This is a genomic window from Streptomyces aidingensis, from assembly GCF_900112355.1.
GTDB lineage: Bacteria > Actinomycetota > Actinomycetes > Streptomycetales > Streptomycetaceae > Streptomyces > Streptomyces aidingensis.
Window position 1 is genome coordinate 1 of sequence record NZ_FOLM01000029.1, and the last position, 25,342, is coordinate 25,342.

General features: G+C 72.1%; 24 protein-coding genes and 1 pseudogene. 13 read left to right on the plus strand and 12 right to left on the minus strand.

The annotated features are described in order from the left end of the window. Positions 1–13: 13 nt before the first annotated feature. Positions 14–976, plus strand: a complete 963-nt coding sequence (locus tag BM242_RS27560) for a glycoside hydrolase family 11 protein (RefSeq protein WP_093841700.1) — start codon at positions 14–16, stop codon at positions 974–976. Between the two features lie 68 nt (positions 977–1,044). On the opposite strand, the gene BM242_RS27565 is transcribed toward BM242_RS27560, so the two are convergent. Further along, the gene (locus BM242_RS27565; RefSeq protein WP_093841679.1) at positions 1,045–2,268 is read right to left on the minus strand and encodes an MFS transporter; all 1,224 of its coding nucleotides are present in this window, start codon (positions 2,266–2,268) and stop codon (positions 1,045–1,047) included. Positions 2,269–2,554: 286 nt separating this feature from the next. On the opposite strand from BM242_RS27565, the gene BM242_RS27570 reads away from it, so the two are divergent. Next, a complete protein-coding gene (locus tag BM242_RS27570) occupies positions 2,555–3,166 on the plus strand; it encodes a superoxide dismutase family protein (protein ID WP_093841680.1) in 612 nt (203 codons plus the stop codon). Then, on the plus strand, positions 3,151–3,753 hold the full coding sequence (locus BM242_RS27575; RefSeq protein WP_093841681.1) for a copper resistance protein CopC: 603 nt from the start codon (positions 3,151–3,153) through the stop codon (positions 3,751–3,753). Before BM242_RS27570 ends, BM242_RS27575 begins: the two co-directional genes overlap by 16 nt. Positions 3,754–3,760: 7 nt before the next feature. Here BM242_RS27575 and BM242_RS27580 read toward each other — a convergent pair whose 3' ends face one another. Both BM242_RS27580 and BM242_RS27585 read right to left on the minus strand, forming a co-directional pair. Beyond that, the gene (locus BM242_RS27580) at positions 3,761–4,567 is read right to left on the minus strand and encodes an aquaporin (RefSeq protein WP_093841682.1); all 807 of its coding nucleotides are present in this window, start codon (positions 4,565–4,567) and stop codon (positions 3,761–3,763) included. Between the two features lie 56 nt (positions 4,568–4,623). Continuing rightward, on the minus strand, positions 4,624–4,938 hold the full coding sequence (locus BM242_RS27585) for an ArsR/SmtB family transcription factor (protein ID WP_093841683.1): 315 nt from the start codon (positions 4,936–4,938) through the stop codon (positions 4,624–4,626). 191 nt (positions 4,939–5,129) lie between these two features. Here BM242_RS27585 and BM242_RS27590 point away from each other — a divergent pair, with 191 nt between their 5' ends. After that, positions 5,130–5,555, plus strand: coding sequence for an arsenate reductase ArsC (locus BM242_RS27590; protein WP_093841684.1), 426 nt, complete (start codon positions 5,130–5,132; stop codon positions 5,553–5,555). Positions 5,556–5,742: 187 nt separating this feature from the next. Continuing rightward, entirely contained in the window at positions 5,743–6,765 is a 1,023-nt protein-coding gene (locus BM242_RS27595) for a LacI family DNA-binding transcriptional regulator (RefSeq protein ID WP_217652601.1), read from the plus strand. 94 nt (positions 6,766–6,859) lie between these two features. Here the strand turns inward: BM242_RS27595 and BM242_RS27600 are convergent, their stop codons facing one another. Continuing rightward, positions 6,860–8,170, minus strand: coding sequence for an ABC transporter substrate-binding protein (locus BM242_RS27600; RefSeq protein ID WP_093841686.1), 1,311 nt, complete (start codon positions 8,168–8,170; stop codon positions 6,860–6,862). 310 nt (positions 8,171–8,480) lie between these two features. On the opposite strand from BM242_RS27600, the gene BM242_RS27605 reads away from it, so the two are divergent. Then, complete coding sequence (locus BM242_RS27605) at positions 8,481–9,092, plus strand: LppU/SCO3897 family protein (protein ID WP_139238480.1); 612 nt, start codon at positions 8,481–8,483, stop codon at positions 9,090–9,092. A 42-nt stretch (positions 9,093–9,134) separates the two neighbouring features. Here BM242_RS27605 and BM242_RS27610 read toward each other — a convergent pair whose 3' ends face one another. Beyond that, positions 9,135–9,653, minus strand: coding sequence for a GNAT family N-acetyltransferase (locus BM242_RS27610; protein WP_093841688.1), 519 nt, complete (start codon positions 9,651–9,653; stop codon positions 9,135–9,137). Between the two features lie 167 nt (positions 9,654–9,820). After that, the gene (locus BM242_RS27615) at positions 9,821–11,563 is read right to left on the minus strand and encodes a heavy metal translocating P-type ATPase (protein WP_281254727.1); all 1,743 of its coding nucleotides are present in this window, start codon (positions 11,561–11,563) and stop codon (positions 9,821–9,823) included. On the opposite strand from BM242_RS27615, the pseudogene BM242_RS30665 reads away from it, so the two are divergent. Next, positions 11,504–11,680: pseudogene (locus tag BM242_RS30665) on the plus strand (transcriptional regulator); the annotation flags it as partial. The gene BM242_RS27615 and the pseudogene BM242_RS30665 overlap by 60 nt on opposite strands. Positions 11,681–11,735: 55 nt before the next feature. On the opposite strand, the gene BM242_RS27620 reads toward BM242_RS30665, so the two are convergent. Next, the gene (locus BM242_RS27620) at positions 11,736–12,095 is read right to left on the minus strand and encodes an ArsR/SmtB family transcription factor (protein ID WP_093841689.1); all 360 of its coding nucleotides are present in this window, start codon (positions 12,093–12,095) and stop codon (positions 11,736–11,738) included. A gap of 76 nt (positions 12,096–12,171) precedes the next feature. Here BM242_RS27620 and BM242_RS27625 point away from each other — a divergent pair, with 76 nt between their 5' ends. The 3 genes from BM242_RS27625 to BM242_RS27635 all read left to right on the plus strand — a co-directional run bounded on the left by BM242_RS27625 (position 12,172) and on the right by BM242_RS27635 (position 18,583). Next, positions 12,172–13,299 carry a cation diffusion facilitator family transporter gene (locus tag BM242_RS27625; RefSeq protein WP_175541612.1) on the plus strand — a complete coding sequence of 376 codons (1,128 nt, stop codon included), beginning with the start codon at positions 12,172–12,174 and terminating at the stop codon, positions 13,297–13,299. 270 nt (positions 13,300–13,569) lie between these two features. Beyond that, positions 13,570–16,764 carry a pectate lyase family protein gene (locus BM242_RS30670; protein ID WP_425443940.1) on the plus strand — a complete coding sequence of 1,065 codons (3,195 nt, stop codon included), beginning with the start codon at positions 13,570–13,572 and terminating at the stop codon, positions 16,762–16,764. 268 nt (positions 16,765–17,032) lie between these two features. Continuing rightward, positions 17,033–18,583, plus strand: a complete 1,551-nt coding sequence (locus tag BM242_RS27635) for a right-handed parallel beta-helix repeat-containing protein (RefSeq protein WP_245834572.1) — start codon at positions 17,033–17,035, stop codon at positions 18,581–18,583. A gap of 115 nt (positions 18,584–18,698) precedes the next feature. Here the strand turns inward: BM242_RS27635 and BM242_RS27640 are convergent, their stop codons facing one another. Next, positions 18,699–19,163: an ATP-binding protein gene (locus BM242_RS27640; protein WP_093841691.1), complete on the minus strand. Its 465-nt coding sequence runs from the start codon at positions 19,161–19,163 to the stop codon at positions 18,699–18,701. Between the two features lie 293 nt (positions 19,164–19,456). Between BM242_RS27640 and BM242_RS27645 the strand changes: the two genes are divergently transcribed. Both BM242_RS27645 and BM242_RS27650 read left to right on the plus strand, forming a co-directional pair. After that, positions 19,457–20,308, plus strand: coding sequence for a helix-turn-helix domain-containing protein (locus BM242_RS27645; RefSeq protein ID WP_093841692.1), 852 nt, complete (start codon positions 19,457–19,459; stop codon positions 20,306–20,308). A gap of 9 nt (positions 20,309–20,317) precedes the next feature. Next, positions 20,318–20,509, plus strand: a complete 192-nt coding sequence (locus BM242_RS27650) for a hypothetical protein (RefSeq protein WP_093841693.1) — start codon at positions 20,318–20,320, stop codon at positions 20,507–20,509. A 269-nt stretch (positions 20,510–20,778) separates the two neighbouring features. Here the strand turns inward: BM242_RS27650 and BM242_RS27655 are convergent, their stop codons facing one another. The 4 genes from BM242_RS27655 to BM242_RS27670 form a co-directional block, all read right to left on the minus strand. After that, entirely contained in the window at positions 20,779–21,357 is a 579-nt protein-coding gene (locus BM242_RS27655) for a DUF2306 domain-containing protein (RefSeq protein WP_217652602.1), read from the minus strand. 95 nt (positions 21,358–21,452) lie between these two features. Next, a complete protein-coding gene (locus BM242_RS27660; protein ID WP_245834573.1) occupies positions 21,453–22,256 on the minus strand; it encodes an ABC transporter permease in 804 nt (267 codons plus the stop codon). 36 nt (positions 22,257–22,292) lie between these two features. Beyond that, positions 22,293–23,261 carry an ATP-binding cassette domain-containing protein gene (locus tag BM242_RS27665; RefSeq protein WP_093841694.1) on the minus strand — a complete coding sequence of 323 codons (969 nt, stop codon included), beginning with the start codon at positions 23,259–23,261 and terminating at the stop codon, positions 22,293–22,295. A 139-nt stretch (positions 23,262–23,400) separates the two neighbouring features. Continuing rightward, positions 23,401–24,381 carry an NAD(P)-dependent alcohol dehydrogenase gene (locus BM242_RS27670; RefSeq protein ID WP_093841695.1) on the minus strand — a complete coding sequence of 327 codons (981 nt, stop codon included), beginning with the start codon at positions 24,379–24,381 and terminating at the stop codon, positions 23,401–23,403. Positions 24,382–24,471: 90 nt separating this feature from the next. Here BM242_RS27670 and BM242_RS27675 point away from each other — a divergent pair, with 90 nt between their 5' ends. Further along, positions 24,472–25,137, plus strand: a complete 666-nt coding sequence (locus BM242_RS27675; protein ID WP_217652604.1) for a TetR/AcrR family transcriptional regulator — start codon at positions 24,472–24,474, stop codon at positions 25,135–25,137. Positions 25,138–25,342 lie beyond the last annotated feature (205 nt).

Below are 25,342 nucleotides of genomic sequence, written 5' to 3' on the forward strand. Positions count from 1 at the left end.
CGCGTGTGCCGCGCTGGTCGGGGCGGCGCTGCTGCCCGCCGGCAGTGCCCAGGCCGCGACCATCACGCAGAACTCCACCGGCACCGACGGCGGCTACTTCTACTCGTTCTGGACCGACGCCCCCGGCACGGTCACCATGAACACCGGCTCCGGCGGCAACTACTCCACCCAGTGGAGCAACACCGGCAACTTCGTGGCCGGCAAGGGCTGGAGCACCGGAAGCAGCCGGACGGTCACCTACTCCGGCACCTTCAACCCCTCCGGCAACGCCTATCTGACGCTCTACGGCTGGTCGCGCAACCCGCTGGTGGAGTACTACATCGTCGACAACTGGGGCACCTACCGGCCCACCGGCACCTACAAGGGCACCGTCAACAGCGACGGCGGCACCTACGACATCTACGAGACCACCCGCAACAACGCCCCCTCCATCGAAGGCACCCAGACCTTCAAGCAGTTCTGGAGCGTGCGGCAGCAGAAGCGGACCGGCGGCACCATCACCACCGGCAACCACTTCAACGCCTGGGCCGGCCACGGCATGCATCTGGGCAGCCACGACTACCAGATCATGGCCACCGAGGGCTACCAGAGCAGCGGCAGCTCCAACATCACCGTGGGCAGCTCCAGCGGCGGCACCACGGGCGGCACCACCGGCGGAAACACGGGTGGCAACACCGGCGGGAACACCGGCGGGAACACCGGCGGCGGAGGCGGCTGCACCGCGACCCTCTCCGCGGGCTCCCAGTGGAGCGACCGCTACAACCTGAACGTCTCGGTCTCCGGCTCCAGCAACTGGACCGTGACCATGAACGTACCGCAACCCGCGGTGATCATCGCCACCTGGAACATCGAACGCTACTGGCCGAGTTCACAGGTGATGATCGCCAGTCCCAACGGCAACGGCAACAACTTCGGCGTCACCATCAGACACAACGGCAACTGGACCTGGCCAACGGTCTCCTGCAGTACCGGCTGACCCGCGGCCCCTCCGCGGCGCGGCGGCCCACCCGGCCGCCGCGCCGCACATCTGCCCGGCGGGCCCGCTCAGCCGCCTGGGCCCCGGCCCGCCCGCGGCGGCGGAGCCGGAGCCGGTTCGGAGACGGTGACCGCGGCAACGGCTATCAGCAGCGGGATCACGGCCAGCCAGGGCAGCACGGCGGCATACGAGCCGGTCATGTCCCGCCCCAGGGAGACGGCGAGCGGGCCGAGCGCACTGGCGGCGATGACCGCGGTGTGCGAGACGCCGCGGATGGCGCCGAGGTGCGCGGTACCGAAGTAGCGGGCCATGGCGGCGGACTCCACGGCCCGGATCATCCCGCCCGAGGAGCCCAGGATCAACCCGTAGACCAGCGCCGTCCAGCCGGAGTTGACCAGCGCGGCGGCGATCACGGCCGCCGCCAGGGTGAGCATCGAGCCGGTCATCACCAACCGCGGCGAGAACCGGTCCAGCAGGGCGCCCGACGCGATGGTGACCAGCAGCACCGCGGCCGTCTGGGGCAGGAAGTTGGCCGCCGCCTGGGCGGTGGACAGGCCACGCTCGCCCAGCAGGTCGATCTGATGGAAGGCCAGCCCGGTGGCGAGCATGCTGGCGGCGGACAGGCAGGCCACTATCACCCAGAACATCCCGGTGCGCAGCGCCGCCCGCGGCGGCCATCCGGTCAGCGTTCCGTCGCCGCCCCGGCCGGCCTCCGGCCGCACGCCGTCCACGTACTGGCCCAGGTCGGCGGGCCGGTCCCGGATGCCGAACAGCGCCACCGGCAGCACGATCGCCCATACCGCCAGCCCCTGCACCAGCCATGCCGTGTGCCAGTCGGTGGCCGCGATCAGCCGCTCGGTCAGGATGGGGACGGTGGAGATGCCGGCGCTGCCCACCGCGCCGACAATGCCCAGCGCCAGGCCGCGCCGCCGTTCGAACCAGTAGGCGACCGTGGTGGTGGCGACCAGCGACAGCGCGCCCTGCCCGGTCATCCGGATGCCGACGAAACCGGCGGTCAGGCCCACGATGCCGGAGACGAACGACAGCGCGACCAGTACCGCGCCGAAGACGGCGCCGACCGTCGCCATCACCCTGCGCGGACCGTAGCGGTCGATCGCCCTGCCCACCAGCGGCATGGCGCAGGCCCCGGTGAGGGTGCCGATCAGATAGGCGGTGGAGATCTCGGTGCGGCCGATGCCGAGATCCGCGATCAGCGGATCGATCATCACCGACACACCTATGGTCTGGCCGGGCGCGGTCAGCGCCAGCGCCACGGTGGAGAAGACCACCATCCGCGGGCCGGAGAACCGCGCCCGCCCGGCCCGGAGCGGCGCGGTGCCGTCCGCGGGCGGCGGCGGAGAAGCAGAGGGGGAGGACGGGAGAGACGGGGACGGGGACGGGGATGCGACGTGCTCGTTCAGAACGGCCTCCGGTAACTCAACCGGCTGACGCTATCACCGCCGCCCGCCGGGCCGGGCACGCCACTCGGACGATATGCGTTTCTGATGAATTACGCCGCTCGCCCGGCGCCCGTGGCCAGACTCGCCCGAACAGGTCGAACAGGTGAACAGGAGCGTCATGGACCAGCGCACCCCTCAGCCCTCCGCCGCCCGGCGCGCCGGGCGGCGCACCGCCCTCGCCGCCTGCCTGCTGACCACCGCGGCCCTGCTGCTCACCGGCTGCGGCGGCGACTCCTCCGCCGCGGCCGGCCCGGACACCGGCGGGGAGTCCGGGCACGAGGCCCACGGCATGGCCGATACCGCCATGGGCGACCCCTCGGCCACCCCGGCCGCCGACATACCCGGAGCCGAGGTGCGGCAGGCCCCGCTCACCCTGCTCGACACCCGCCCGCCGGGCACCGACGGCGTCCGGGGCACCGCCTGGCTGGCCCAGCACGAAGGCGGCACCACCGTGACGGTCTCCATGACCGGCCTGGAACCCGGCACCGACTACATCTCGCACCTGCATCTCAAGGCGTGCGCGGAGGAGAACGGCGGGGACCACTTCCGGTTCGATCCGGACGGCTCCGACCTGCCGCCGAACGAGATCCATCTGGCGTTCACCGGCGATGCGCAGGGCAGGGCCGAGATGACGGTCGAGAACGACCGCAGAACCGGTGACGCGGCGGCCTCGCTGGTGGTCCATCCCAGGGACGCCCAGGACAACCGGCTGGCATGCGCAGACTTCTGAACGCCCTGAACGCCCTGAACGCCCGGAGCGGTGCGGGCGTCGCCGGGCTGCTGGCGCTGCTGTTCCTGCTCCCGGCGCCGGCCGCCGCCCACACCGCACTCCAGGACGCGGCGCCCGGCCCCGGCGACACCGTGGCCCCGGGCGTAACGGTCGTCGCGCTGACCCTGGCGGACCTCAAGCCCGGCACCACGCCCGCCGTCGGGGTGCTCGGCCCGGACGGGTCGGCCGTGGCGACCGGCCCGGCCGCGATGGCCGACGAGGGGACCGCGTGCGTGGCGGTGGCTCCGCTCGGTGCCGGGGTGCACACCATCGTCTACACGGCCGTCGCCGCCGACGAGGACGAGCAGACCAACCGGTTCTCCTTCGAGGTCGCCGCCGGTGCCGGGCCCGCGGCCACCCCGGCCGCGTGCCGCACCGCGCAGCCTGCGGCACCCGGAGCCGGCGACACCGTCCTCGGGGTGGAGCGTGCCACCGCCACGGCGGCCCTGGCCTCCGCCGGTGCGGCCTGCGCCCTGGCGGCTCTTCTTCTCGGCCGCGGCGGGCGCCGCCGCCATCGGCGGCCCGCCCGCCGTCATCGCAGGGCCTGACCCCCGGTCAGGGGTTTCCGGCCGGCCGCCCGCCGGTGCCGCCGAAGAGCTGCGCGACCAGCGCCAGGCCCACCACGGCGCCGATGAGCTGCATGCCGACGAAGCCGGGGACGGAGCCGGGCGCGATGCCCGCGAAGGTGTCGGAGAAGGCCCGGCCGACGGTGACCGCCGGATTGGCGAAGGAGGTGGAGGAGGTGAACCAGTAGGCCGCCCCGATATAGGAGGCGACGGCGACCGGCGCGAAGCGCAGCCGGTCCGTGCGGGCCAGTCCGAAAATCAGCAGGACCAGCCCGGCGGTGGCGACGACCTCGCCGAGCAGCAGGTGTCCGGCCGACCGGTCGTGGCCGGACCAGGCCACCGCCGGCTCGGCGAACATGGCGTTCGCCAGGACGGCCCCGCCGATTCCCCCGGTGATCTGGGCCGGTACATAGACGGCGGCCTCCCGCGCGGTGACCCCCGGGCCGCCGCGCCGGGCCGTCCACCACTCGGCCAGGGTGACCGCGGGGTTGAAGTGGGCTCCGGAGACCGGGCCGAGCAGGGCGATCAGCACGCCGAGCCCGAACACCGTGGCGATCGAGTTGGCCAGGAGCTGGACGCCGACGTCCTGGCTCAGCTCCGTCGCCTGGATGCCGGAGCCGACCACCACGGCCACCAGGGCGGCGGTCCCGACCAGTTCGGCGGCGGCCCGCCGGGACAGCGGCGCCCGCGGTGGTGTCGCCCCGGGCGCCGGATGCGGGCCGGTGCCCGGGGCGGGCTCAAGGGCGGTGCCGGTTCCGGCGTCGGTCGTGGTCACGGGGGCTCCTGCGGTGCTCATCGGTGCTCAGCGGGCTCGGTGCGCGGCGGCCCGGTGTGCCCGGGCGCCCGGCGCGGTCAGGGGCAGGCGCGCTTGACCGCGTTGTCGGCGGTCGCGCGGGCGACGGCGGCGAGCTCGGTGAACGAGCCGGCGACGGAGGCGATGACCTCCGGCCGGAGCCGGTAGTAGGTGAACCGGCCGCACGGCTCGGTCTCCACCACCCCGGCCTCACGCAGCACCTTCAGATGGTTGGAGAGATTGGTCTGCCTGGCGCCGGTCTCCTCGACCAGGTGCGTGGTGCACAGGGTCTCCCTGGCCAGGAGGGTGATGATCCGCATCCGCAGCGGGTCGGCCAGCACCCGGAGCAGATCAGTATCGACTGACGTCAGCATGGGCTGATACTCTCACATCACTCCCTGCTGACACCAGCCCGGGCCGGCCTCCGGGACCGCGTCCCCGCCACCCCTGGCCCCGGCCGCCGCCTGCTCCCACGACGAGAGCGACACCCCTGTCGCCGTCCTGACCGCCCGCCGTCACGATCACACCGTCCCGCCGTCACACCGCCGCGCAAAGGAAAGAGCCCATGCCCTCCACCCCGCTCGCCTCCGTGCTGTTCGTCTGCGTCCACAACGCCGGGCGCTCACAGATGGCCGCCGGATTCCTGGATCATCTCGCGGGCGACCGGATCGAGGTCCGCTCCGCCGGCTCGCTGCCCGCCGAGCAGGTCAACCCGGCCGCGGTCGAGGTCATGCGGGAGGCCGGCGTCGACATCGCCGGCCGGCAGCCCAAGATCCTCACCACCGAGGCCGTCCAGGCCTCCGACTACGTCATCACCATGGGCTGCGGCGACGCCTGCCCCGTCTTCCCCGGCAAGAAGTACCTCGACTGGGCCCTGGAGGACCCCGCCGGCCAGGGCGTGGACGCCGTCCGCCCCATCCGCGACGAGATCCGCAAGCGCGTCGAGGCCCTGATCGCCGAGATCGACGCCGCCGCCGCACCGGAGGCCTGACCGGCCCCGGCGAGGCCGCCCGCGCGGCCCGGCCTCCCATGCCCCCGGGGCCGCGGCACCGGACTGTACGGAACGGGACGCACGGGAAATGATCTGCCCATGGCACGCCGGCGTACCGGCACCGGCGGTGACCCGCCGCCGGTGCGGGGCCGGCCGATTCCGTCATGGCGCAGAGGAGCGTGGCACGTTGGGCAGCGTCGGCATGCGTGAGGTCGCCGCACTCGCCGGAGTCTCGGTGAGCACCGTCTCCAATGTGCTCAACCGCCCGGAGCGGGTCTCGGCCGACGCGGCAGCCCGCGTCCGGGCGGCGATCGAGGCGCTCGGCTATGTGCCCAACCTGCCCGCCCGCCAGCTTCGCGGCGGACGCAGCGGCACCATCGGGATGGCCGTGATGGACACGGCCGTCCCGTTCTTCAGCCAGATGATCCTCGCCGCCGAGACAGTCGCCGAACGGTCGGGCCTGTCGCTCATGGTCGGCAACAGCTTCGCCTCGCTGACCCGCCAGGAGCGGCATCTGGCGAACTTCGAGCGGTACCGGGTGGACGGCGTCCTGGTCACACCGGTCAGCCGGGACCTGTCGTCGCTGCACCGGCTGCGGCGGCGCGGAGTCCCGGTGGTCCTGGTCGACGCCCGGGACGACGACGGCGGCTTCGACTCGGTCTGGCTCGACGACGTCGCCGGAGGGCGGCTCGCCACCGAGCACCTGATAGGGATCGGCCGCACCCGCATCTGCTTCGTCGGCGGACCCCTGCACATCCGCCAGACCGCCGGACGGCTGGCCGGCTGCCGCGAAGTGATGGCGGCGACCGCGGGCGTCACCCTCACCGTGCGGGAGTGCGAGGGCCGCGGCGGCGGCATGCGGGAAGGGCGCGAGGCGGGTGAGGAACTGGCGGCGATGCCCGCCGGGGAGCGCCCCGACGGGATCTTCGCCGCCAGTGACCACAAGGCCATCGGACTGATGCAGTCGCTGCTGCGCGCCGGGCTCCGGGTGCCCGACGACATCGCCATCGTCGGCTATGACGACAGCGAGTTCGCCGAGAACACCACCGTCCCGCTCAGCTCCGTCCGCCAGCCCGCGCTCGACATGGGCCGCAGCGCCGCGGAACTGCTCATCCAGCGGATCTCGGACGCCGACGCGCCCGTCCGGCAGGTCACCTTCGATCCCGAGCTGATCGTCCGGGAGAGCACCGGGGCCCGGGCCGCGGGCTGAGCCGCCCGGGCCCGGCGCGTAGAACGTTGCAATCCGCAGGGCAACGAAATCCGGCCGGCCGGGCGGCCGGCCGGATTTCGTGGGCCGGCCCGGCTCAGCCGCCGAGGTGGTTCTCCGCCTCGGTGAACCAGCGGTCGGTGAATTCCTCGGTGCTCATACCGCCGTAGGAGAATTCCTGGTGCAGCGTGCGGTACTCCTCCTCGATGGCGCCGAAGCCCTCCACCGGCAGCGGGGCGACCGCGCTGACGTGCCCGGCCGCGGTCAGCGAGGTCTCGTAGTCCATGATCCTGGCGTCCATGCTGCCGTCCAGCAGGGACATGGCCTCCCGCCGCGGCCGGGACGCGGGCACTCCCAGATTGGCCCCGAACACCTCGGCGAGCTGCGGGGAATTGACCAGGAAGTCGATCAGCCTGGCGGCCTCTTCCGGATGCTCGGTGCCGGCACCGGCGGCCAGCTGCATGGTGGGCTTGAAGAACTGGTGCTTGGCGCCGTCCGGCCCGGAGGGCACCGGCATCAGCTCCAGGTCCTTGACGCCGGACTCCCCGACGTAGGAGGCGAGGAAGTTGTCCCAGTGGAACTCGGTGCCGCTCTCCACGGCGGAGAACGGGGACACCGGCTCCAGCTGGACCAGCCGTTCGGCGGGGAAGACGGCCCCGGCCTCGCGGGCGTCGGCGGTGAGCTCCAGCCACTCGGCCATCTGCTCCCTGGTGAAGTTGAGCCCGCCGTCCTCGGTGAACGGCTCGGTGCCCCGCTGGATCAGCCACTGGAGGAACAGCCAGAAGGTGCCGGTCGGGTCGGCGCCGCCGTACACGGCCGGGTCCCGGCCGGCGCCGGCCTCGCTCACCGCGGCGATCAGCTCGGCGTACGCCTCCCAGGAGGCGAAGTCCTCCGGCATCTCGATGCCCAGCTCGGCGAGCAGCGCCGGGTTGTAGAACAGCGCCAGGGTGTTGGTGCCGGTGGCCACGGCGTACAGGCGGCCGTCCACCTTGCCGGCCTCGACCAGAGTCTCGTCGAAACCGGACAGGTCCAGCTCCTCGCCCGCATACGGGGTCAGGTCCAGCAGCCGGCCGGTGCCGGCGTACTGGCGCAGGTAGGAGGTGTCCATCTGGAGCACATCGGGCAGCGCGCCGCCGGCCGCCTCGGTGTTGCGGGCGGTCCAGTAGTCGGGCCAGGCGGCGAAGCCGGTGTTCACCTTGATGCCGGGATTGGCGATGTGGAAGGCGTCGATCGCGGCCTCGTAGCGGCTCGCCCGGTCGTCGTTGCCCCACCACTGGATGGTGAGTGTGACGGTGGAACCGTCGCCCTCACCACCGCTGCCGCCGCTGCCTTCGCCGCAGGCCACCAGGGCGAGTGAAGCCGTGGTGGCCAGGGCGAAGACCCGCATGGACCGTCCCCGAGCGAGCATCAGTTCTCCTTGCTGCGCATTGCACAGAAATTTCCGGAACAACCGCGGGATTGCTGCGCCGGGGCAGCACAAACCGCCACGCGGCCTGCCACGGCCCTCCCGCGTAAAACGTTAAAAGTAGGGCCGCCGGTGAACCCCGTGAACCGAGGCGCCGATAACTTTTCAGAAACGTCAAATACCGGTGTCGTGCATGTGAATGACGTCTCCTCACACATCTGCCCGGCCGGTTCCGCGGCAGGGGGCTGCCGCCCGGGCCCGTCAACTGGCAGGCTGCTGAGCAGACCTGTCGGGGGCGGGGGGAGAAGAGGACGTGGAACGCGTTGCGAAGGCGTCGGCGTGGTTCGGCATGGCGGCATCGGTCGTCGCGCTGCTGGCGTTCTTCGGTATCGAGAACATCGAGCAGCTTCGGCAGAAGCTCGCCGACGCAACCGGGGACGAGACTCTGGAGGCGTACCGGGCGGTCAACGCGGGCGACTGCCTCCACACCTGGATGACGGGGCAGGACACCTGGGCCACCGAGGTGCCCAAGGTCGTGGCCTGCGGAAGCGAGGGCGCCGCGGTGCGGGTCTCGCGCGTCACGGACACCGTCGGCGACTGCCCGTCCGACGGGGGCCGGTACCACCTCTCGTACACCGCCGAGGAGGGCGGGACCGTGGTGCTGTGCGTCACGCGCAGATTCGAGACCGGGCAGTGCATACTCAGCCTGCCGGACGGCAGCGCCAACCTGATGAGCTGGGTGGCATGCCGGGGCGCCGTGCCGGCGCCGTACAGCCGGACCTATATCGTCACGGGCGTCTACGCCGCCCCGGCGGAGCACGAACCGGGCCAGTGCGACCGCACCCGGAACGACGGGACGGCATACGCCTCGTGGTTCGTCGACGGCGACACCGTGCTGGTCTGTGCCGTGGTGTACACCGGCTGAGCCGGGGGGCGGTGCGGTCCCCGGCGGGAAGACCGGCGGAGGTCAGGCGGCGGGGTCCCGGACGGGCCGGCGCCGTTCCATGATGTGCCCGGTGGCCGGGAAGACCTCGTTCCCCGCCAGCCTGCCCTCCTTGGTCTCGACGATGACGAAACCTTCGCGGAGGTAGAGGCGCAGGGCACGCTCATTGCCGGCGAGCACGGTCGTCTCGACGAGCGGACCGCCGTGCGCCAGGGCATGCCGCAGCAGCGCGGTCCCGGCGCCCCGGCCGTACCGGGCCGGGTCCACATAGAGCCAGGTGATCTCGTCCTCGGCGAGGGCGACGAACCCGGCGACCCCCCGGGGCCCTTCCGCCACCCACACCCGGTCGTCGAACAGGCCCTCGCCCTCATAGGTCTCGGCCAGCGTCAGGAACGCCGCCACGCCGACCGAGTCGCGGAGCTCGTCCAGCCTGGCCGCGTCATGGATGCGGGAGATGGCCTCCCAGTCCTCCGGCCGGTAGTCACGCACCCGCCATCGCGGTGCCTCCTCGGGGGCGGACCCGGCCCCGGCATGCACACTCATGCGCGCAACCCTGGACGACTCTCCGCTCCCGCGCAACGCAATTGCCCCCGCTGCCGCCGGCGCCGACGGCTCCTGGCGGGTCCTGACCGGCCGGCCGCGCGGCAGCGTCACCGTGGCATGACGACCCATACCCCCACGCACGCGGTCCGGGGCAGAGCGGCGCGGACTCAGGGACGGCTGGGCGCGTCCGCGGTGCCGGGGCGGACCGGGAGCTGCGGGGCGCCGTCCCGGCCGCCGTCCCGGCCGGCGGCGGCCGGGACGGCGGCGCGGTTCGCGGCGGGGTGGGCGTGCCGCCAGGCGCTGTCGCGCAGCAGGCGCAGGCCGTTGAGGCCGACCAGGACGGTGGAGCCCTCGTGACCGGCGACGCCGAGGGGCAGCGGCAGGGTGCCGGTCAGGTCCCAGGCGACGAGGACGGCGATGAATGTGCCGGCGATGAGGAGGTTCTGGACGACCAGGCGGCGGGCGCGGCGGGAGAGGGCGACGGCGGCGGGGACGGCGGCGAGTTCGTCGCGGATCACGATGGCGTCCGCGGTCTCCAGGGTGAGGTCGGAGCCGGCGCGGCCCATGGCGATGCCGGTGTGGGCGGTGGCCAGCGCGGGGGCGTCGTTGACGCCGTCACCGACGACGAGCACCCGGCGGCCGGAGCCCTGGAGTTCCGCCACCGCCGCGGCCTTGTCCTGGGGCAGCAGCCCGGCGCGGACGTCGGTGATGCCGGTCTCGGCGGCGAGGCGGCGGGCGGCCCGCGGATTGTCGCCGGTGAGCAGGAGCGGGGCGGTTCCGGTCAGACGGGCGAGCGCGGTGGTGGCGGTGGCGGCGTCCGGCCGCAGCCGGTCGGCGACGCCGAGCACGCCGGCCGGGGTGCCGTCCAGGGTGATCAGCACCGCGGTACGGCCGTCGCGCTCCAGGCGGGCCGCCTCGGCCGCGGCGGGGTGCGCGTCCGCTGCGCCGAGGCGGCCGGGGCTGCCGATGGTGACCACCGTGCCGTCGACGGTGGCGGTGACGCCGACGCCGGGGGCGGCGGTGAAGTCCCGTGCCGTGGCGAGGGCGAGGCCGCGCTCGCGGGCGGCTTCGACGACGGCGCGGGCGAGCGGGTGTTCGCTGGGGTGTTCGGCCGCCGCCGCGTAGCGCAGCAGTCCGTCCTCGGTCAGGCCGGAGCCGGGCAGCGGCCGGAGGTCGGTCAGGCGCGGGGTGCCCTCGGTCAGGGTGCCGGTCTTGTCCAGCGCGACGGTGTCCACCTGGCCGAGGCGTTCCATGACCACGGCCGACTTGATCAGTACGCCATGGCGTCCGGCGTTGGCCATCGCGGACAGCAGCGGCGGCATGGTGGCGAGCACGACCGCGCAGGGCGAGGCGACGATCATGAAGGTCATCGCGCGCAGCAGGGCGGATTCCAGTCCGGCGCCGAACAGCAGCGGCACCGTGAAGATCAGCACCGTGGCGGCGACCATGCCCAGGCTGTAGCGCTGTTCGACCTTCTCGATGAAGAGCTGGGTGGGGGCCTTGGTGCGGGAGGCCTCCTCGACCATGGCCACGATCCGGGCGATCACGGATTCGGCGGGGTCGCGCTCCACCCGCACCCGCAGGGCGCCGGTGCCGTTGAGCGTGCCGGCGAACACCTCGTCCCCCACGGCTTTGGCGACCGGCAGCGGCTCGCCGGTGATGGTGGCCTGGTCCACCTCGCTCGCACCGTCCAGCACCCGGCCGTCGCCACCGATCCGCTCCCCGGGCCGCACCAGGATGACATCGCCCACCGCGAGCCGCTCGACGGGCACCCGCTCCTCCCTCTCCGCGGTCTTCCCGGCCTCCCCGGGCTCCCCGGCGTCGGCGTCGGCGGCGGTGAGCCGGGTGGCGGTCTGGTCACCGGCACCCGCCGGGGCCGGTCCATCGTCTACGCCCTGTACGACAACCATGTCGCCGAACTGCTCGACCAGGCCCTGTACCACGTCGAGCATCTGCGCCTGGGCCTGCACGACGCCCCGGAGCCGCAGCCGCCCGCCGCGCCGCCGGCCCCCGCCGCCCGGCCCTGACCGGCCCTGACCGGCCCTGCCCTCGCCCGTCCGGCCGCCCCGGGGCGGCCGGACGTCATGGGTGGCCGGGGGCGCCGGTCAGATCGTGGTCGGCCTGGCTGAGCGCCTCGTCCACCAGCCGTGCCACATGCCCGCCGGCCAGGGAGTAGACGACCCGGCGGCCCTCTTTGCGGGAGGTGACGAGCCCGCCCAGCCGCAGCTTGGCCAGGTGCTGGCTGACCGCCGGGCGGGCGGCTCCGGCTGCTGCGGTCAGCGCGGTCACATCGGCCTCGCCATGGCGCAGCGCGTGCAGCAGGGCCAGCCGGGTGCGGTCGGCCAGCAGCGCCAGGATCTCGGCGGCCCTGGCGAACTGCCGGGTGCCGGGCTGTCGCGGGTGCGAACCGTGTGCAGATGAGAGGTGCATGCGTGCGCTCATATGCACATAATGCCGCCGGACGGGGGAAGGTGTCCATCGGCGGCATCCCCGGCACACACACCGGAAGGCGGAGCGAGTGAGCCACGGGCACGAACACGGTCATGGCGACGGACACGGCCACGATCAGCAGCACGGTCACCGGCACCCTCGCCACCGGCACCCTCGCCACCGGCATCGTCCCCGCCCGGGCCCGTCCGCCGGCCGTGCCGCCGGGCGGTGGGCGCGGCTGCGGCACCGGGCCGGTCATCTGCTGGTCCCGCACTCGCATCGCAGCACCGACCGCACGGACGCGGCGCTGGAGTCCTCCGCGCGCGGTCTGCGGGCGCTGTGGGTGTCCCTGGCCGTGCTCGGGGCCACGGCCCTGATGCAGTCGGCGGTGGTGGCGCTGTCCGGGTCGGTGGCACTGCTCGGCGACACCGTGCACAACTTCGCCGACGCGCTGACCGCGCTGCCGCTGGCGGTGGCGTTCCTGCTGGGCCGCCGGGCGGCGACCCGCCGCTTCACCTACGGCTACGGCCGCGCCGAGGATCTGGCCGGGCTGGTCATCCTGGTGACGATCGCCGCCTCCGCCGCGCTGGCCGCCTGGACCGCGGCCGACCGGCTGATCGATCCCCGCGACATCGGCCATCTGCCGGCCGTGGCCGGCGCCGCCGTGATCGGCTTTCTGGGCAACGAGTGGGTGGCCCGCTACCGCATCCGGACCGGGCGGGAGATCGGCTCGGCCGCGCTGGTCGCCGACGGCCTGCACGCCCGTACCGACGGCTTCACCTCCCTGGCGGTGCTCGGCGCCGCGGGCGGCGCCGCGCTGGGCTGGGATCTGGCCGATCCGATCGTCGGACTGCTCATCACCGCCGCCATCCTGCTGGTGCTCAAGGACGCCGCCCGGGAGGTCTTCGGCCGCATCCTGGACGCCGTGGACCCCGCGGTCGTCGGCGCGGCCGAGGAGGCCCTGCGCCGGGTGCCGGGCGTGGCCGGCGTCGCCGGGCTGCGGATGCGCTGGATCGGCCACCGGCTGCGCGCGGAGGTCACCCTGGTGGTCGGCGGCGAGCTGACGGTCCGTGCCGCGCACGACATCGCGGTGGCGGCCGAACACGCGCTGCTGCACGCCGTTCCGCGGCTGACCGCCGCGCTGGTGCACACCGACCCGGCGCCCGTCCCCGGCCACGACCCGCACGCCGCCCTGGCCCACCACCTCCGCCGATGACCCGCCGCCCGGCCGGCCGGCTCGCCGGGCTGCCGGAGACCGCGGACGCCGGGCACACGGGACAAGCCACGCCAATCGGTTGCACACCTTGAGGCACCAAATCTTTGAGCCGACCCCTGTGAGCGATAACAATCCTGTTCAGGCGCGTGATGGGCCACTGGAACGTTCGATCGCTCTGCAATCGGTTGCACCAGACCTCTTGACGCTGAAAGCGCTTTCCCTACCCTCGTGAGGTACATGTCAACGCTCAGCTCTTCGGAGGTGCATGCAGTGAGACGATCAGTCATGCGTCGACTAGTGCCGACGCTGGCCGCCGCGGCCGTGGTCGCGGCCGGTCTGACCATTCCGCTGTCCCAGGCGTCGGCGGCGACCGGCGGGGTCACCGGCTATGCGACGCAGAACGGCGGGACCACCGGCGGGGCCGGTGGGCAGACCGTGCGGGCCACGACGGGAACCGCCATCCATGCGGCGCTGTGCAACCGGTCCAGCACCAGTGTCCCGATCACCATCGAGGTCGAGGGCACCATCAACCACGGCAACACCAGCAAGGTGTCGGGTGACGGCTGTGACACCTCCGACGACGTGATCGAGCTCAAGGGAATCAGCAACGTCACGATCGTCGGGGTGGGCGGCGGCGCGGTCTTCGACCAGCTGGGCATCCACATCCGGGACTCCAGCAACATCATCATCCAGAACGTGACCGTCCGGAACGTCAAGAAGTCCGGCTCGCCGACCTCCAACGGCGGCGACGCCATCGGCATGGAGAGCAACGTCCGCAACGTCTGGGTGGACCATGTCACCCTGGAGGCGTCCGGCGGGGAGTCGGAGGGCTTCGACGGCCTCTTCGACATGAAGAACAACGTGCAGTACGTGACGCTGTCCTACAGCATCCTGCGCAACTCCGAGCGGGGCGGACTCATCGGCTCCAGCGAGAGCGACACCTCCAACGGCTACGTCACGTTCCACCACAACGTGTACCAGAACCTCAACTCCCGCACCCCGCTGCTGCGCGGCGGCATCGCCCACATGTACAACAACCACTATGTGGGCCTCGTCGAGTCCGGGATCAACTCCCGGGCCGGAGCGCGCGCCAAGGTGGACAACAACTACTTCCAGGACTCCAAGGACGTCCTGGGCACCTTCTACACCAACGAGCGCGGCACCTGGGAGGTCAACGGCAACATCTTCGACAACGTGACCTGGTCCGGCGAGGGAGACGAGAACTACCCCGCCGGCCCCGATCCGCAGTCCACCACCTCCGTCAGCATCCCGTACTCCTACGAGCTCGACGACGCCGGCTGTGTGCCGGAGGTGGTGAGCCAGACCGCGGGCGCGAACAAGGGCAACCAGGTCTCCGACGGCAACTGCGAAGCGACCGGCTCCACCGGCTCCACCGGATCAACGGGATCGACCGGATCGACCGGTACGACCGGATCAACGGGCTCGACGGGCTCGACCGGCTCGACCGACCCGACCGATCCCCCCGACGGGACCAACCTCAGCATCGGCGCGGGGGCCGACGGCTCCAGCAAGGCCAGCGGCACCAGCTACGGCAACGTCATCGACGGTGACATGAGCACCTACTGGTCGCCGAGCGGCTCGACCGGCCGCATCTCGGTCAAGTGGGGCTCCGACACCACGGTGTCCACCATCAACATCCGGGAAGCGGCCGGAGCCGAAGGCAACATCGGCTCCTGGCGGGTCGTGGACCACGACAGCGGCACCGTCCTGACCACCGGCAGCGGCGCCGGCGTCATCACCTTCAGCCCGACCACGCTGCGCAAGATCAACTTCGAGATCACCAGCTCGAACGGCACCCCGCGGGTCGCCGAATTCGAGACCTACGCCGGCTCGCCGAACAGCACCACCGGCGGCACCACCACCACCGGCGACTCGACGGGCGGCACCGACCCGACGCCGACCCGCTACGAGGCCGAGAGCTCGCCGGCCACCTGTGACGGCAGCATCGACTCCAACCACTCCGGCTACTCCGGCTCCGGCTTCTGCAACACCGACAACACCACCGGCGCCGCCGCGCAGTTCACCGTCAACGCCGCCGCCTCCGGCACCGCGACGCTGGAGATCCGGTACGCCAACGGCGGCTCCTCCGGCCGCCCGGCCGCCGTGACCGTCAACGGCTCCTCGGCCCAGAGCCTCTCCTTCAGCACCACCGGGGCCTGGAACAACTGGGCCACCGCCACGCTCACCGTCCCGGTGAACTCCGGCAGCAACACCATCCGCCTCGCCGCCACCGGCTCCGACGGCCTGCCCAACATCGACTACCTGGACGTCACCACCAGCGACGGCGGCGGCACCACCACCGGGTCTACCACCGACGGTTCCACCGGCGGCTCGACAAGCGGCAGCACCGGCGGCGGCGACCCCTCGGACACGCTCTATGTGGCCCCGAACGGCAGTGACGGCGCGCCGGGCACCGAGTCCAGCCCGACCACGCTGCCCTCGGCGATCGAGCGGGTCGAGCCGGGCGGGACGATCTACCTGCGCGGCGGGACCTACCGCTACTCCGAGACGATCACCATCCAGCCGGGCAACGACGGCACCTCGGGCAACCGCACCGAGCTGTTCGCCTACCCCGGCGAGACCCCGGTGCTCAACTTCTCCGCCCAGAGCGAGAACTCGGCCAACCGCGGGCTCGCCATCGGCGGCGACTGGTGGCACATCTACGGCATCGTCGTGGAGCGCGCCGGTGACAACGGCATCCTGGTCGGCGGCAACAACAACATCATCGAGCGCACGGTCACCCGCCACAACCGGGACACCGGGCTCCAGCTCTCCCGGCTGATCGCCGGCGCTCCCCGGAGCGAGTGGCCCTCGAACAACCTCATCCTGAGCGCGGTGTCGCACGACAACGTCGACTCCGACGGGGAGGACGCCGACGGCTTCGCCCCCAAGCTGACCGTCGGCCCCGGCAACGTCTTCCGCTACACCGTCTCCCACAACAACATCGACGACGGCTACGACCTCTTCACCAAGACCGACACCGGCCCGATCGGCGCGGTGACCATCGAACACTCCCTCGCCTACGACAACGGCACCCTCTCCGACGGCTCCCAGGCCGGGGCCGGTGACCGCAACGGCTACAAGCTCGGCGGCGAGGACATCGGCGTCGACCACATCGTCCGGGGCAACATCGCCTTCGAAAACGGCAAGCACGGGTTCACCTACAACCGGAACCTCGGCTCCATGACCGTCTCGGACAACCTCTCCATCGGCAACGAGGAGCGCAACTTCAATTTCGACGGCGGCAGCTCGGTGTTCCGCAACAACACCTCCTGCGACAGCGGATCCACCGACCGCATCATCGGCAACGCCGACAGCTCCAACCAGTTCTGGTCCGGCTCCAACGGATCCCGCTGCTCCGCCTACAGCGGCTCCCTGGACTGGCACTTCGCCTCCGACGGCCGGCTGGTCGTCACCATCGGCGGGACCCAGGTCAATCTGTAACCCCTCGCGCTGACAGCGCTGGAGCCGCATTGACGCCGGCCGGTCCCGTCGAACATACGGGCCGGCCGGCCGTCCCAGGGCTGACGCCAGTACCCGGGTCACGGGCAGTCCCCCTCCGCCGCGGCAGCGGATGTCCGCAGCCGGTCGTGCGTCCCGCACCCCATCGAAAGAGGTGGTATCGATCATGTGGTTCAGTAGCCTCCGAGGCTGCCGCATCCCGTCGGGAGCGCTGCGACTCGCCCTGGCGGCGGCGGTGCTCCTCCCGTGCGTGTCGGTTGCGCAGGCGCAGCCCGCCGCCGCTCAAGGCCATACGCTCACCGTCGCGACCGACGGCAGCGACTCCCACCCCGGCACCGTCGCGGCTCCCCTGCGCACCATCCAGCGCGCCGTCGATCTGGCCGAGCCCGGTACCGTGATCCAGATCCGCGGCGGCACCTACGACCCGGGCGTCAACATCCGCATCGAGAAGAGCGGCACCCCCTCGCAGCCGATCACCATGCGGGCCTACCCCGGCGAGCACGTCGTCATCGACGGCGAGAACATGCCCAACACCCCCGCCCCGTTCGGCGAGTCCTATCCGCGCATCGAACGCGGCGCGATCCATGTCAGCGGCGACTGGTGGCGCTTCGAGGACCTGGAGATCATCAACGGGCCCTACGGGATCTTCGCCATCGAGTCCAGCAACAACATCTACCGGGACCTGATCACCCGCGACAACTACGAGACCGGGCTGCACCTGGTGCTCGACTCCAGCCACAACCAGGTCATCAATCTCGACAGCTACGGCAACCGCGACCCGCGCAAGAACGGCGAGAGCGCCGACGGCCTGGCCATCAAGCAGGGCACCGGCTCGGGCAATGTGGTGACCGGCGCCAGGATGTGGAACAACGCCGACGACGGCTTCGACTCCTGGGACTTCCTCTCCCCGATCCGCATCGAGGACTCCGTCGCCTGGGGCAACGGCGTCGACCGCTGGGGCTTCCCCGGATGGGAGGGCGACGGCAACGGTTTCAAACTGGGACGCGGCGAGGCGAACCACCTCGTGCACAACAGCATCGCCTTCGACAACGCCGTGGGCGGATTCATCGACAACGGCAACCCCGGCTCGCTGCGCCTGGAGAACAACACCGCCTGGGCCAACGGCGGCAGCGGGTTCGTCTTCAACCGGTCGACGTCGACGCTGAACCGCAATCTGTCGGTGGCCAACGGGGCAGGCGTCAGCCTCGGCTCCTCGGGCGGCAGCGGCAACTCCTGGGATCTCAGGGACGACTGGAGCAACGCCGACCTGCTCACCACATCGTCCGCACAGATCAAGGGCCCGCGCGCCGCCGACGGCTCGATCCCGGCCACGGACTTCCTCCGCCCCCGCGACCACGCAGGTCTCGGCGCCGACTTCAGTGACGACCACGGCGGAGGCGAACCGCTGCCCGTACGCCATGAGGCGGAGCACGCGCCGGCCACCTGCGACGGCAGCATCGACACCAACCACTCCGGCTACTCCGGCAGCGGGTTCTGCAACACCGACAACGTCACCGGAGCGGCGGCGCGGTTCACCGTGGAGGCCGGCAGCACGACCAGGGCCACCCTGGTGATCCGGTACGCCAACGGCGCCGCGGGCAGCCGCCCCGCGGAGCTGGTGGTGAACGGCTCGGCCGTGGAGCCGGTCACGTTCCCGCCCACGGGCGCCTGGGCGAACTGGGCAACGGCGACGCTCACGGTGCCGGTGCACTCCGGCAGCAACACCCTCGCCATCGTGGCCACCGGCCCCGACGGCCTGCCCAACATCGACTACCTGGAACTCTCCACCGGCAACACCTGACCGGCCGTGCCGGAACGGTGCCCGGACCGAGATCCCACACACCAGGCCCCCGCCGCAGTCGCGGCGGGGGCCTCAGCAGCGGCCGCGCGCCTGCGCGGAGTCCCCCTCGCGGCCCTCAGTCACGGTCGTGCAGCCGCACTCCTGCCACCACTGTCTTGCCCCGGGCGGGGCGGGGGATGACGGCCCAGGCGGCGGCGAGGGCGTCCACCAGCAGCAGGCCGCGCCCGCCGCGCCCGCCGCGTGCGCCGGGACCGGCGGAGCGGGTGATGATCGGCAGGGTGCTCCCGGCGTCCGAGACGGCCAGCCAATAGTGCCCGTCACCCCTCCACAGGACCACCTCGATGAGGTGGTCCTCGGTGGGCTGCGGCCCGTAGCGGACGGAGTTGGTGACCAGTTCGGAGGCCAGCAGCCGCAGATCGTCCCGCAGTTGCGGGCGGCAGGCGCCGGGCAGTGCCTCGGCCACGGCCTGGCGGGCCCGCCGCACGGACAGCGGTTCGGCGGGGAACGTCCAGTGGGACGGGATGGCCGGAATGGCGGGCGGGATAGCGGTGGGCAGGGTGGGGGACGGGATTCCGGGCATGACGGAACTCCTCGCTGTGCGGTGGTGGTTCGTGGAACGGATCGCAGACCCACGCGCCGGACGGCCGCACCGGTGGCTCGCCTCCCCGGGCAACGAGCACACCCACCCCGGGGAAAGGCGGGCACGCTCGCGCGGTGCACTTCCGGCAGATGCCGTCCGTGGCTGGCGCGTTACTCGAAGCTAGCGGTTCGCGCGGCACAGTGCCACCAGCTGAGAGGCATTTGCCACTATCGAGTTGGACCGAGATCGGCCTGTCACGGCAGACTGAGGCCGCCAGAGTTGGAGAGGACGGCATGCCGACGCGACGCACACCCACCGAGCGCCAGAAGCGGCTGGGCGCTGAACTGCGCAAACTCCGGGTCGCCGCTGGGCGGAGCACCGAGTACGCGGCCGGGCTGCTGGGCGTGGACCGCAACAAGATCTCCAACATGGAGTCAGGCGTACGAGTGATCAGCCCAGAACGTGTGCGAACCCTGACCAGCAACTACGACTGCACCGACGCCCTTTACGTCGAAGCACTCGCGGCGATGGCCGGAGGCGGTGAACGTGGCTGGTGGGAACAGCACCGGGGAACCTTGCCCTCTGGCCTGCTCGACATCGCGGAACTTGAGTGGCACGCGGTCCGCCTGCATACTGCACAGACCGTGCACCTGCCGGGCCTGTTCCAGACCGAGGACTACGCGCGGTCGGTCTTCACCGCAGTTCTGCCACCGCTCTCCCGGCTGGAGGTCGAGCTGCGGGTGAGCCATCGCATGCAGCGACAGCGCGTACTGGACAGGGACCCGCCGCCTCCCTATGTCGGTTACATCCACGAGGCGGCATTGCGCATGCAGTTCGGCGGACGTGAAGTCACCCGGCATCAGCTTGAACACCTCTGCGTGATGTCGGAAAGAGAGAACATCACTCTGCGGGTGATTCCGGTTGAGTGCGGAGCCGTCCCGGGCGCGGGGCACGCCATTCTCTACGCCGAAGGCGTCGTACCCAAACTGGACACTGTGCAAATCGATTCCGCGCATGGAGCAGTCTTCGCCCATGCGGAAGCCCAGCTCGCCAAGTACCGGGCACACATAGAGTGGATGGCCAAGGCTGCCCTGCCACCAGAGGACTCGCGAGACTTCATGCTCACCATCGCCCGTCAACTCTGAGGAGCATCCATGTCGCACATCACCTGGGAAGAGCCCTTCTGCGGTGAGGGCAACAACTGCTTCCGCCTGGGCACCGACCCCGACGGGAACGCCTACATCGCCGTCAACGGCCAGGAGAGCCACTACCTCACCGACACAGCAGAGGCTCTGCGCACTCTCATCCGTGAGATAAAGGCCGGCAAGGCCGACCACCTGCTCTGACCGGCCTCAGCCCTGCGCCGAAGCCGCAGGCCGCGTGCAAGGAAGGACCCACCGTGCACACCGGCCCCAGGACTTCGCCGCCCGCTTCGATGACGCGCTCACCAGCGCCCCCGGCCTGGACCTGGCCCTGCCGCGCCATCTGCTGACGCTGCCGGCTGCTGCTGAGCGCGGAACCGCTCAATCTGCCCGGACGCGGCCGGACCCCTCGGGCCGGTGCACGGGAGCCGGCCGCGGCCGGCGGGCGAGCCACTCGGCCACGGCGAGGTTGATCACCCAGCCGAGGGCGTGGACCAGGGCCTTGGCGGCCCCCCGGGCGGGCCGAAGACGACGATCGCGGGTATGAACAGCAGTGTCTGGGTGCCCGCCCCCATCCCGATCGCGTAGCCGCGCAGCATCCATGCGCGGTGCCGGGCCAGGTCGCGCCGCCGGACCGCGGTGAAGGCCAGGACGAGAGAGGCGGCCATGGCCAGGCCGAAGACCAGGCGGACACCGGTCAAGAGGCCACCGTCGCCCTCCGCCCGGGGGTAGAACAAGGTCATCCACAGACCTGACAGCGCCGCGGCGAGACCGCACACCACCAGGAACCGGCCGGCCGCGCGGTGCCGGCCTGGGTGCCGGCGGCGGATGGCGGGGACGAACTGGAAGGCGCCCAGGACGCCGAACGGGACGGCGGCGAGGATGTGGACGACCACGGGCGCGGGGGAGGCGAAGAACCGGGCGTTCTCCGGGGTGATGTCCGCGCCGCCGGCCGGCTCGGCGATGCGGAAGACGCCGGCGATCGAGGGGATGACCGCGAGCGCCAGGAGTCCGGCGAGCGCGAATCTCCGGGGTGTGGAGGTACTGGTCACGGGGGGCCTTTCCCGGCTGTGCCGAGGGTGTCGTGCGGTGTTCGTCCGCCGGGACGGGGGCCCGGGGGAGTGCTGGAGGGCGGCGGGTGCGGGTCCTACCGTTCGCGGCGGTAGAGCCGCATGGTCAGGGGGGCGAACACGGCGACCAGGGCGGCGCAGGTGGCCAGGACCCAGCCGGTCTCGGTGGTGACCGGCTCCCCGTGCATCAGGCCGCGTACGGCGGTGACCAGGTGCGTGACCGGGTTGACGTCCACGAACGCTTCGAGCCAGCCGGGCAGGGTGGCGGGGTCGACGAAGACGTTGCTGACGAAGCTCATCGGGAACGTCACCAGGATGCCGAGGAACATCACCGACTCGGGGGTGCGGGCCAGCAGGCCGAGGCTTGTCCAGACCCACGACAGGCTCCAGGCGAACAGCAGCACCAGGCCCACCCCGGCCAGCACCCCGGTCGGGCCCGCGGCGGGGCGGAAGCCCAGCAGCACGCCGAGGCCCATGATCATGGTGGCGGCGATGGCGTAGCGGCCCAGGTCGGCCAGCAGCGCCCCGGCCACCGGCGCCGGGCGCCAGATCGGCAGTGACCGGAACCGGTCGAACACCCCCTTGGCGATATCGGTGTTGAGTGCCACCGCGGTCGACTGGGTGGTCATCGTGACCGTCATGACCAGGATGCCGGGCAGCACCGACTGCAGGTACTCCCCGGTGGAGCCGGCCAGCGCCCCGCCGAACAGGTAGGTGAACATCACCAGCATCATCAGCGGGAACACGGTGACATCGAAGAGCTGGTCGGGGAGGTGTCTGATGCGCAGGGCCGCCCGCCAGGCGAAGGCGAGTGCGGCGGCCGGGGCGGGCGGGGCGTGTCCGGGTTGGCAGTGCCGGGCGGGGCGGGGCGTCGGCGGCATCGGCGGCATCGGCGGGCAGTGGGGCCGGGGCGGTGTTCATGCGGTGGCCTCCTGCCGGGGCCCGGGTGCGGTGTGCTGGCCGGTGAGGGCCAGGAAGACCTCGTCGAGGCTGGGCCGGCCGAGGCTGAAGTCGCTGACCGCGATGCCGGCGCAGGCCAGCAGGCTCAGTGCCGCGCCGGCCCGTGCGGGATCGTCCAGCCCGGCCGAGAGGGCCGCCGGGTCCTCCTCGTGGTGCACCGGCACGGCCAGCACCCGGGTGAGGATCCGGGCCGCGTCCTCGCGCCGGGCGGGGTCCCGGAGCCGGACGTGGACCGCCCCGGTGGCGACGGACCGCTTGAGTTCGGCGGTCGTGCCCTCGGCGATGACCCGGCCCCGGTCGATGACCGCCAGGCGGTCGGCCAGGCGGTCGGCCTCCTCCAGGTACTGGGTGGTGAGCAGGACGGTGGTGCCGCCCCTGGCCAGTTCCCGGACGATGTCCCATACCCGGGTGCGGCTTCGCGGGTCGAGTCCGGTGGTGGGCTCGTCCAGGAACAGCAGGTCGGGTGTGACCACGATGCTCGCGGCGATGTCGAGGCGGCGGCGCATGCCGCCCGAGTAGCGCTTGACCCTGCGGCGGGCGGCGGCTTCGAGGCCGAATGCGGCCAGCAGTTCCCGGGCCCGCCCGGCGGCGGCACGGTGCCGGTGGCCGAGCAGCCTGCCCATCAGCACCAGGTTTTCCCAGCCGGTGAGGTCGTCGTCGACCGAGGCGTACTGGCCGGTGAGGCTGATGCGGGCGCGTACCGCGTCGGCGTCGGCGACGACGTCGTGGCCGAAGATCCGCGCCGTGCGCGCGGTGGGCCGGACCAGGGTCGCGAGCATCCGGATGGTGGTGGTCTTGCCGGCCCCGTTGGGGCCGAGAAAGCCGTAGACGCTGCCCTGGGGGACCGCCAGATCGACACCGTCGACGGCGACGGTGTCGCCGTACCGCTTGCGCAGCCCTTCGGCGTGGATCGCGTACGGGGACATGGTCTGTACCTTTCGGTCCGTGCGCCGGAGTATTTCGCCCGGCGCGGAAAACCCGGGTATTTACGGTGTAAACCAAGGGGTGTGGCGAGCCCGGGACGGCGACGAGCCGTGCGGCCCGCGCGGGGCTCGGCCGCGGGATTCAGGGCGCGATGGTCACCACGGTCTTGCCCCGCGCATGGCCCTCGCCCTGCCGGGACAGGGCCGCCGCGATCTCCGTGAACCCGTAGGTGCGGTCGATGACGGGCCGCACCTCGCCGGCTGCGATCAGCTCCGCCAGCCTCGCGAGGTCCCCGGCCCTCGCCTTCGCCGCGAACGGCTTCGTCCTCGGGCCGCCGCGCGGCGAGGGGAGCGCGGCCCGCAGGACGTAGGGCAGGGGCCCGAGGACGTCGCCGCCGGGCATGCCGCTGGCGGCGACATAGGTCCCGTCCCGGCGCAGCACCCGGCGGTACGCCGGCCGGGGGTGGTTCCCGGCGAGGTCGAAGACGACGTCGTAGGACTGCCCGTTGCGCGTGAAGTCCTCCCGGGTGTAGTCGATGATCTCGTCGGCCCCGATCGAGCGCACCAGGCCGGTGCCGCCGGTGCTGCACACTCCGGTCACCTGCGCGCCGAACGACTTGGCGATCTGCACGGCGAAGGTGCCCACACCCCCGGAGGCGCCGTTGACCAGCACGCGGTGGCCGGCCCGGACGCCGCCGGCGTCACGGAGTCCCTGAAGGGCGGTGACTCCCGCGAGCGGAACGGCCGCCGCCTCCGGGAAGCCCAGCCCCGCCGGCTTGGCCGCCAGCGCGTCCTCCGCGGCCACGGCGTACTCCGCGTAGGCGCCGTGGGGCAGCTCGCCGAACACCTCGTCCCCCGGTCGCCACCGGGTGACCTTGCGGCCGACCGCCTCGACGGTCCCCGCGACGTCCTTGCCCCGCACCCGGCGCCTGGGCCGCCTCAGGCCGAACCCCAGCCGCAGCACGTAGGGGCGGCCGGTCACGGCCATCCAGTCCGCGGGGTTCACCGACGAGGCCCGGACGCGCACCAGGACCTCGTGGTCCGCGGGCTCCGGCCGGTCGAGGTCATCGGCCTCCAGCACCTCAGGGGGAGCGCCGTAGGCACGCTGCACGATCGCTTTCATTCCAGATCCTCGCATGTACATCATTCATCGTTTACGCCGTAAATATTTACACCGTACGTTAGACTTCGTGGCGCAGGCCGTCAAGAGGAGATGAGCATCGCCATGCCGAAGCCGGACGGGCGCCGCGTGCCCCTGAACCGCGACCGGGTGCTGGAGGCCGGCATCGCCCTGGCCGACGCCGAGGGCATCGCGGCCGTGTCGATGCGCCGGCTCGGTCAGGCCCTCGGGGTGAAAGGCATGGCCCTGTACAACCATGTGGACAACAAGCAGGACCTGCTCGACGGCATGCTCGACCGCATCGCCGAGGAGATCGAGCTGCCCGAGGGCTCACGGGACTGGCGCGAGGGCACCCGGCGGCGGGCGGTCTCCGCGTACACCGCGTTCCTGCGCCACCCCTGGTCGGCTTCCCTGTGGACGGCCAGCATCACCCTGGGCCCGGCACGGATGCGCTACCTGGACACCGCACTGCGCGGCCTGCGCGAGGCCGGATTCCCGCCCGACCTGCTCGACCGGGCCTTCCACACCATCGAGAACCACATCACCGGCCACGCACTGCAGGCACTGGACTTCCCCCTCGCCCCCGGCGAGATGCGGCAGATCGGCGAGGACTACCTGCGCACCTTCCCGGCCGGGCGGTATCCCGATGTGGCCGCACACATCCGCCACCACCTCCACCACCGCGGCAGCGGCGGCGGGTTCGAATTCGGACTCGACCTGATCCTCGACGGCCTCGAACGGATGCGCACCGCGGCCTGAACCCCCTGGCACCGCCCTTCCCGCGGGTGTGGCCGGTACCGGATGAGCCGGTACAGGTCACCGTCCCGGCGGCGGATGGCGCAGCCTCCGCGGCCGGTGCTGCTGCGACCGGCGGCGGCCATGCAGGCGGTGCCGGCCGTCCGGCAGCTGGCGGGGGTCAGCCGGTCTCTCCCGACGCCAGCAGGGGGCCGGGTCAGTGAATGTG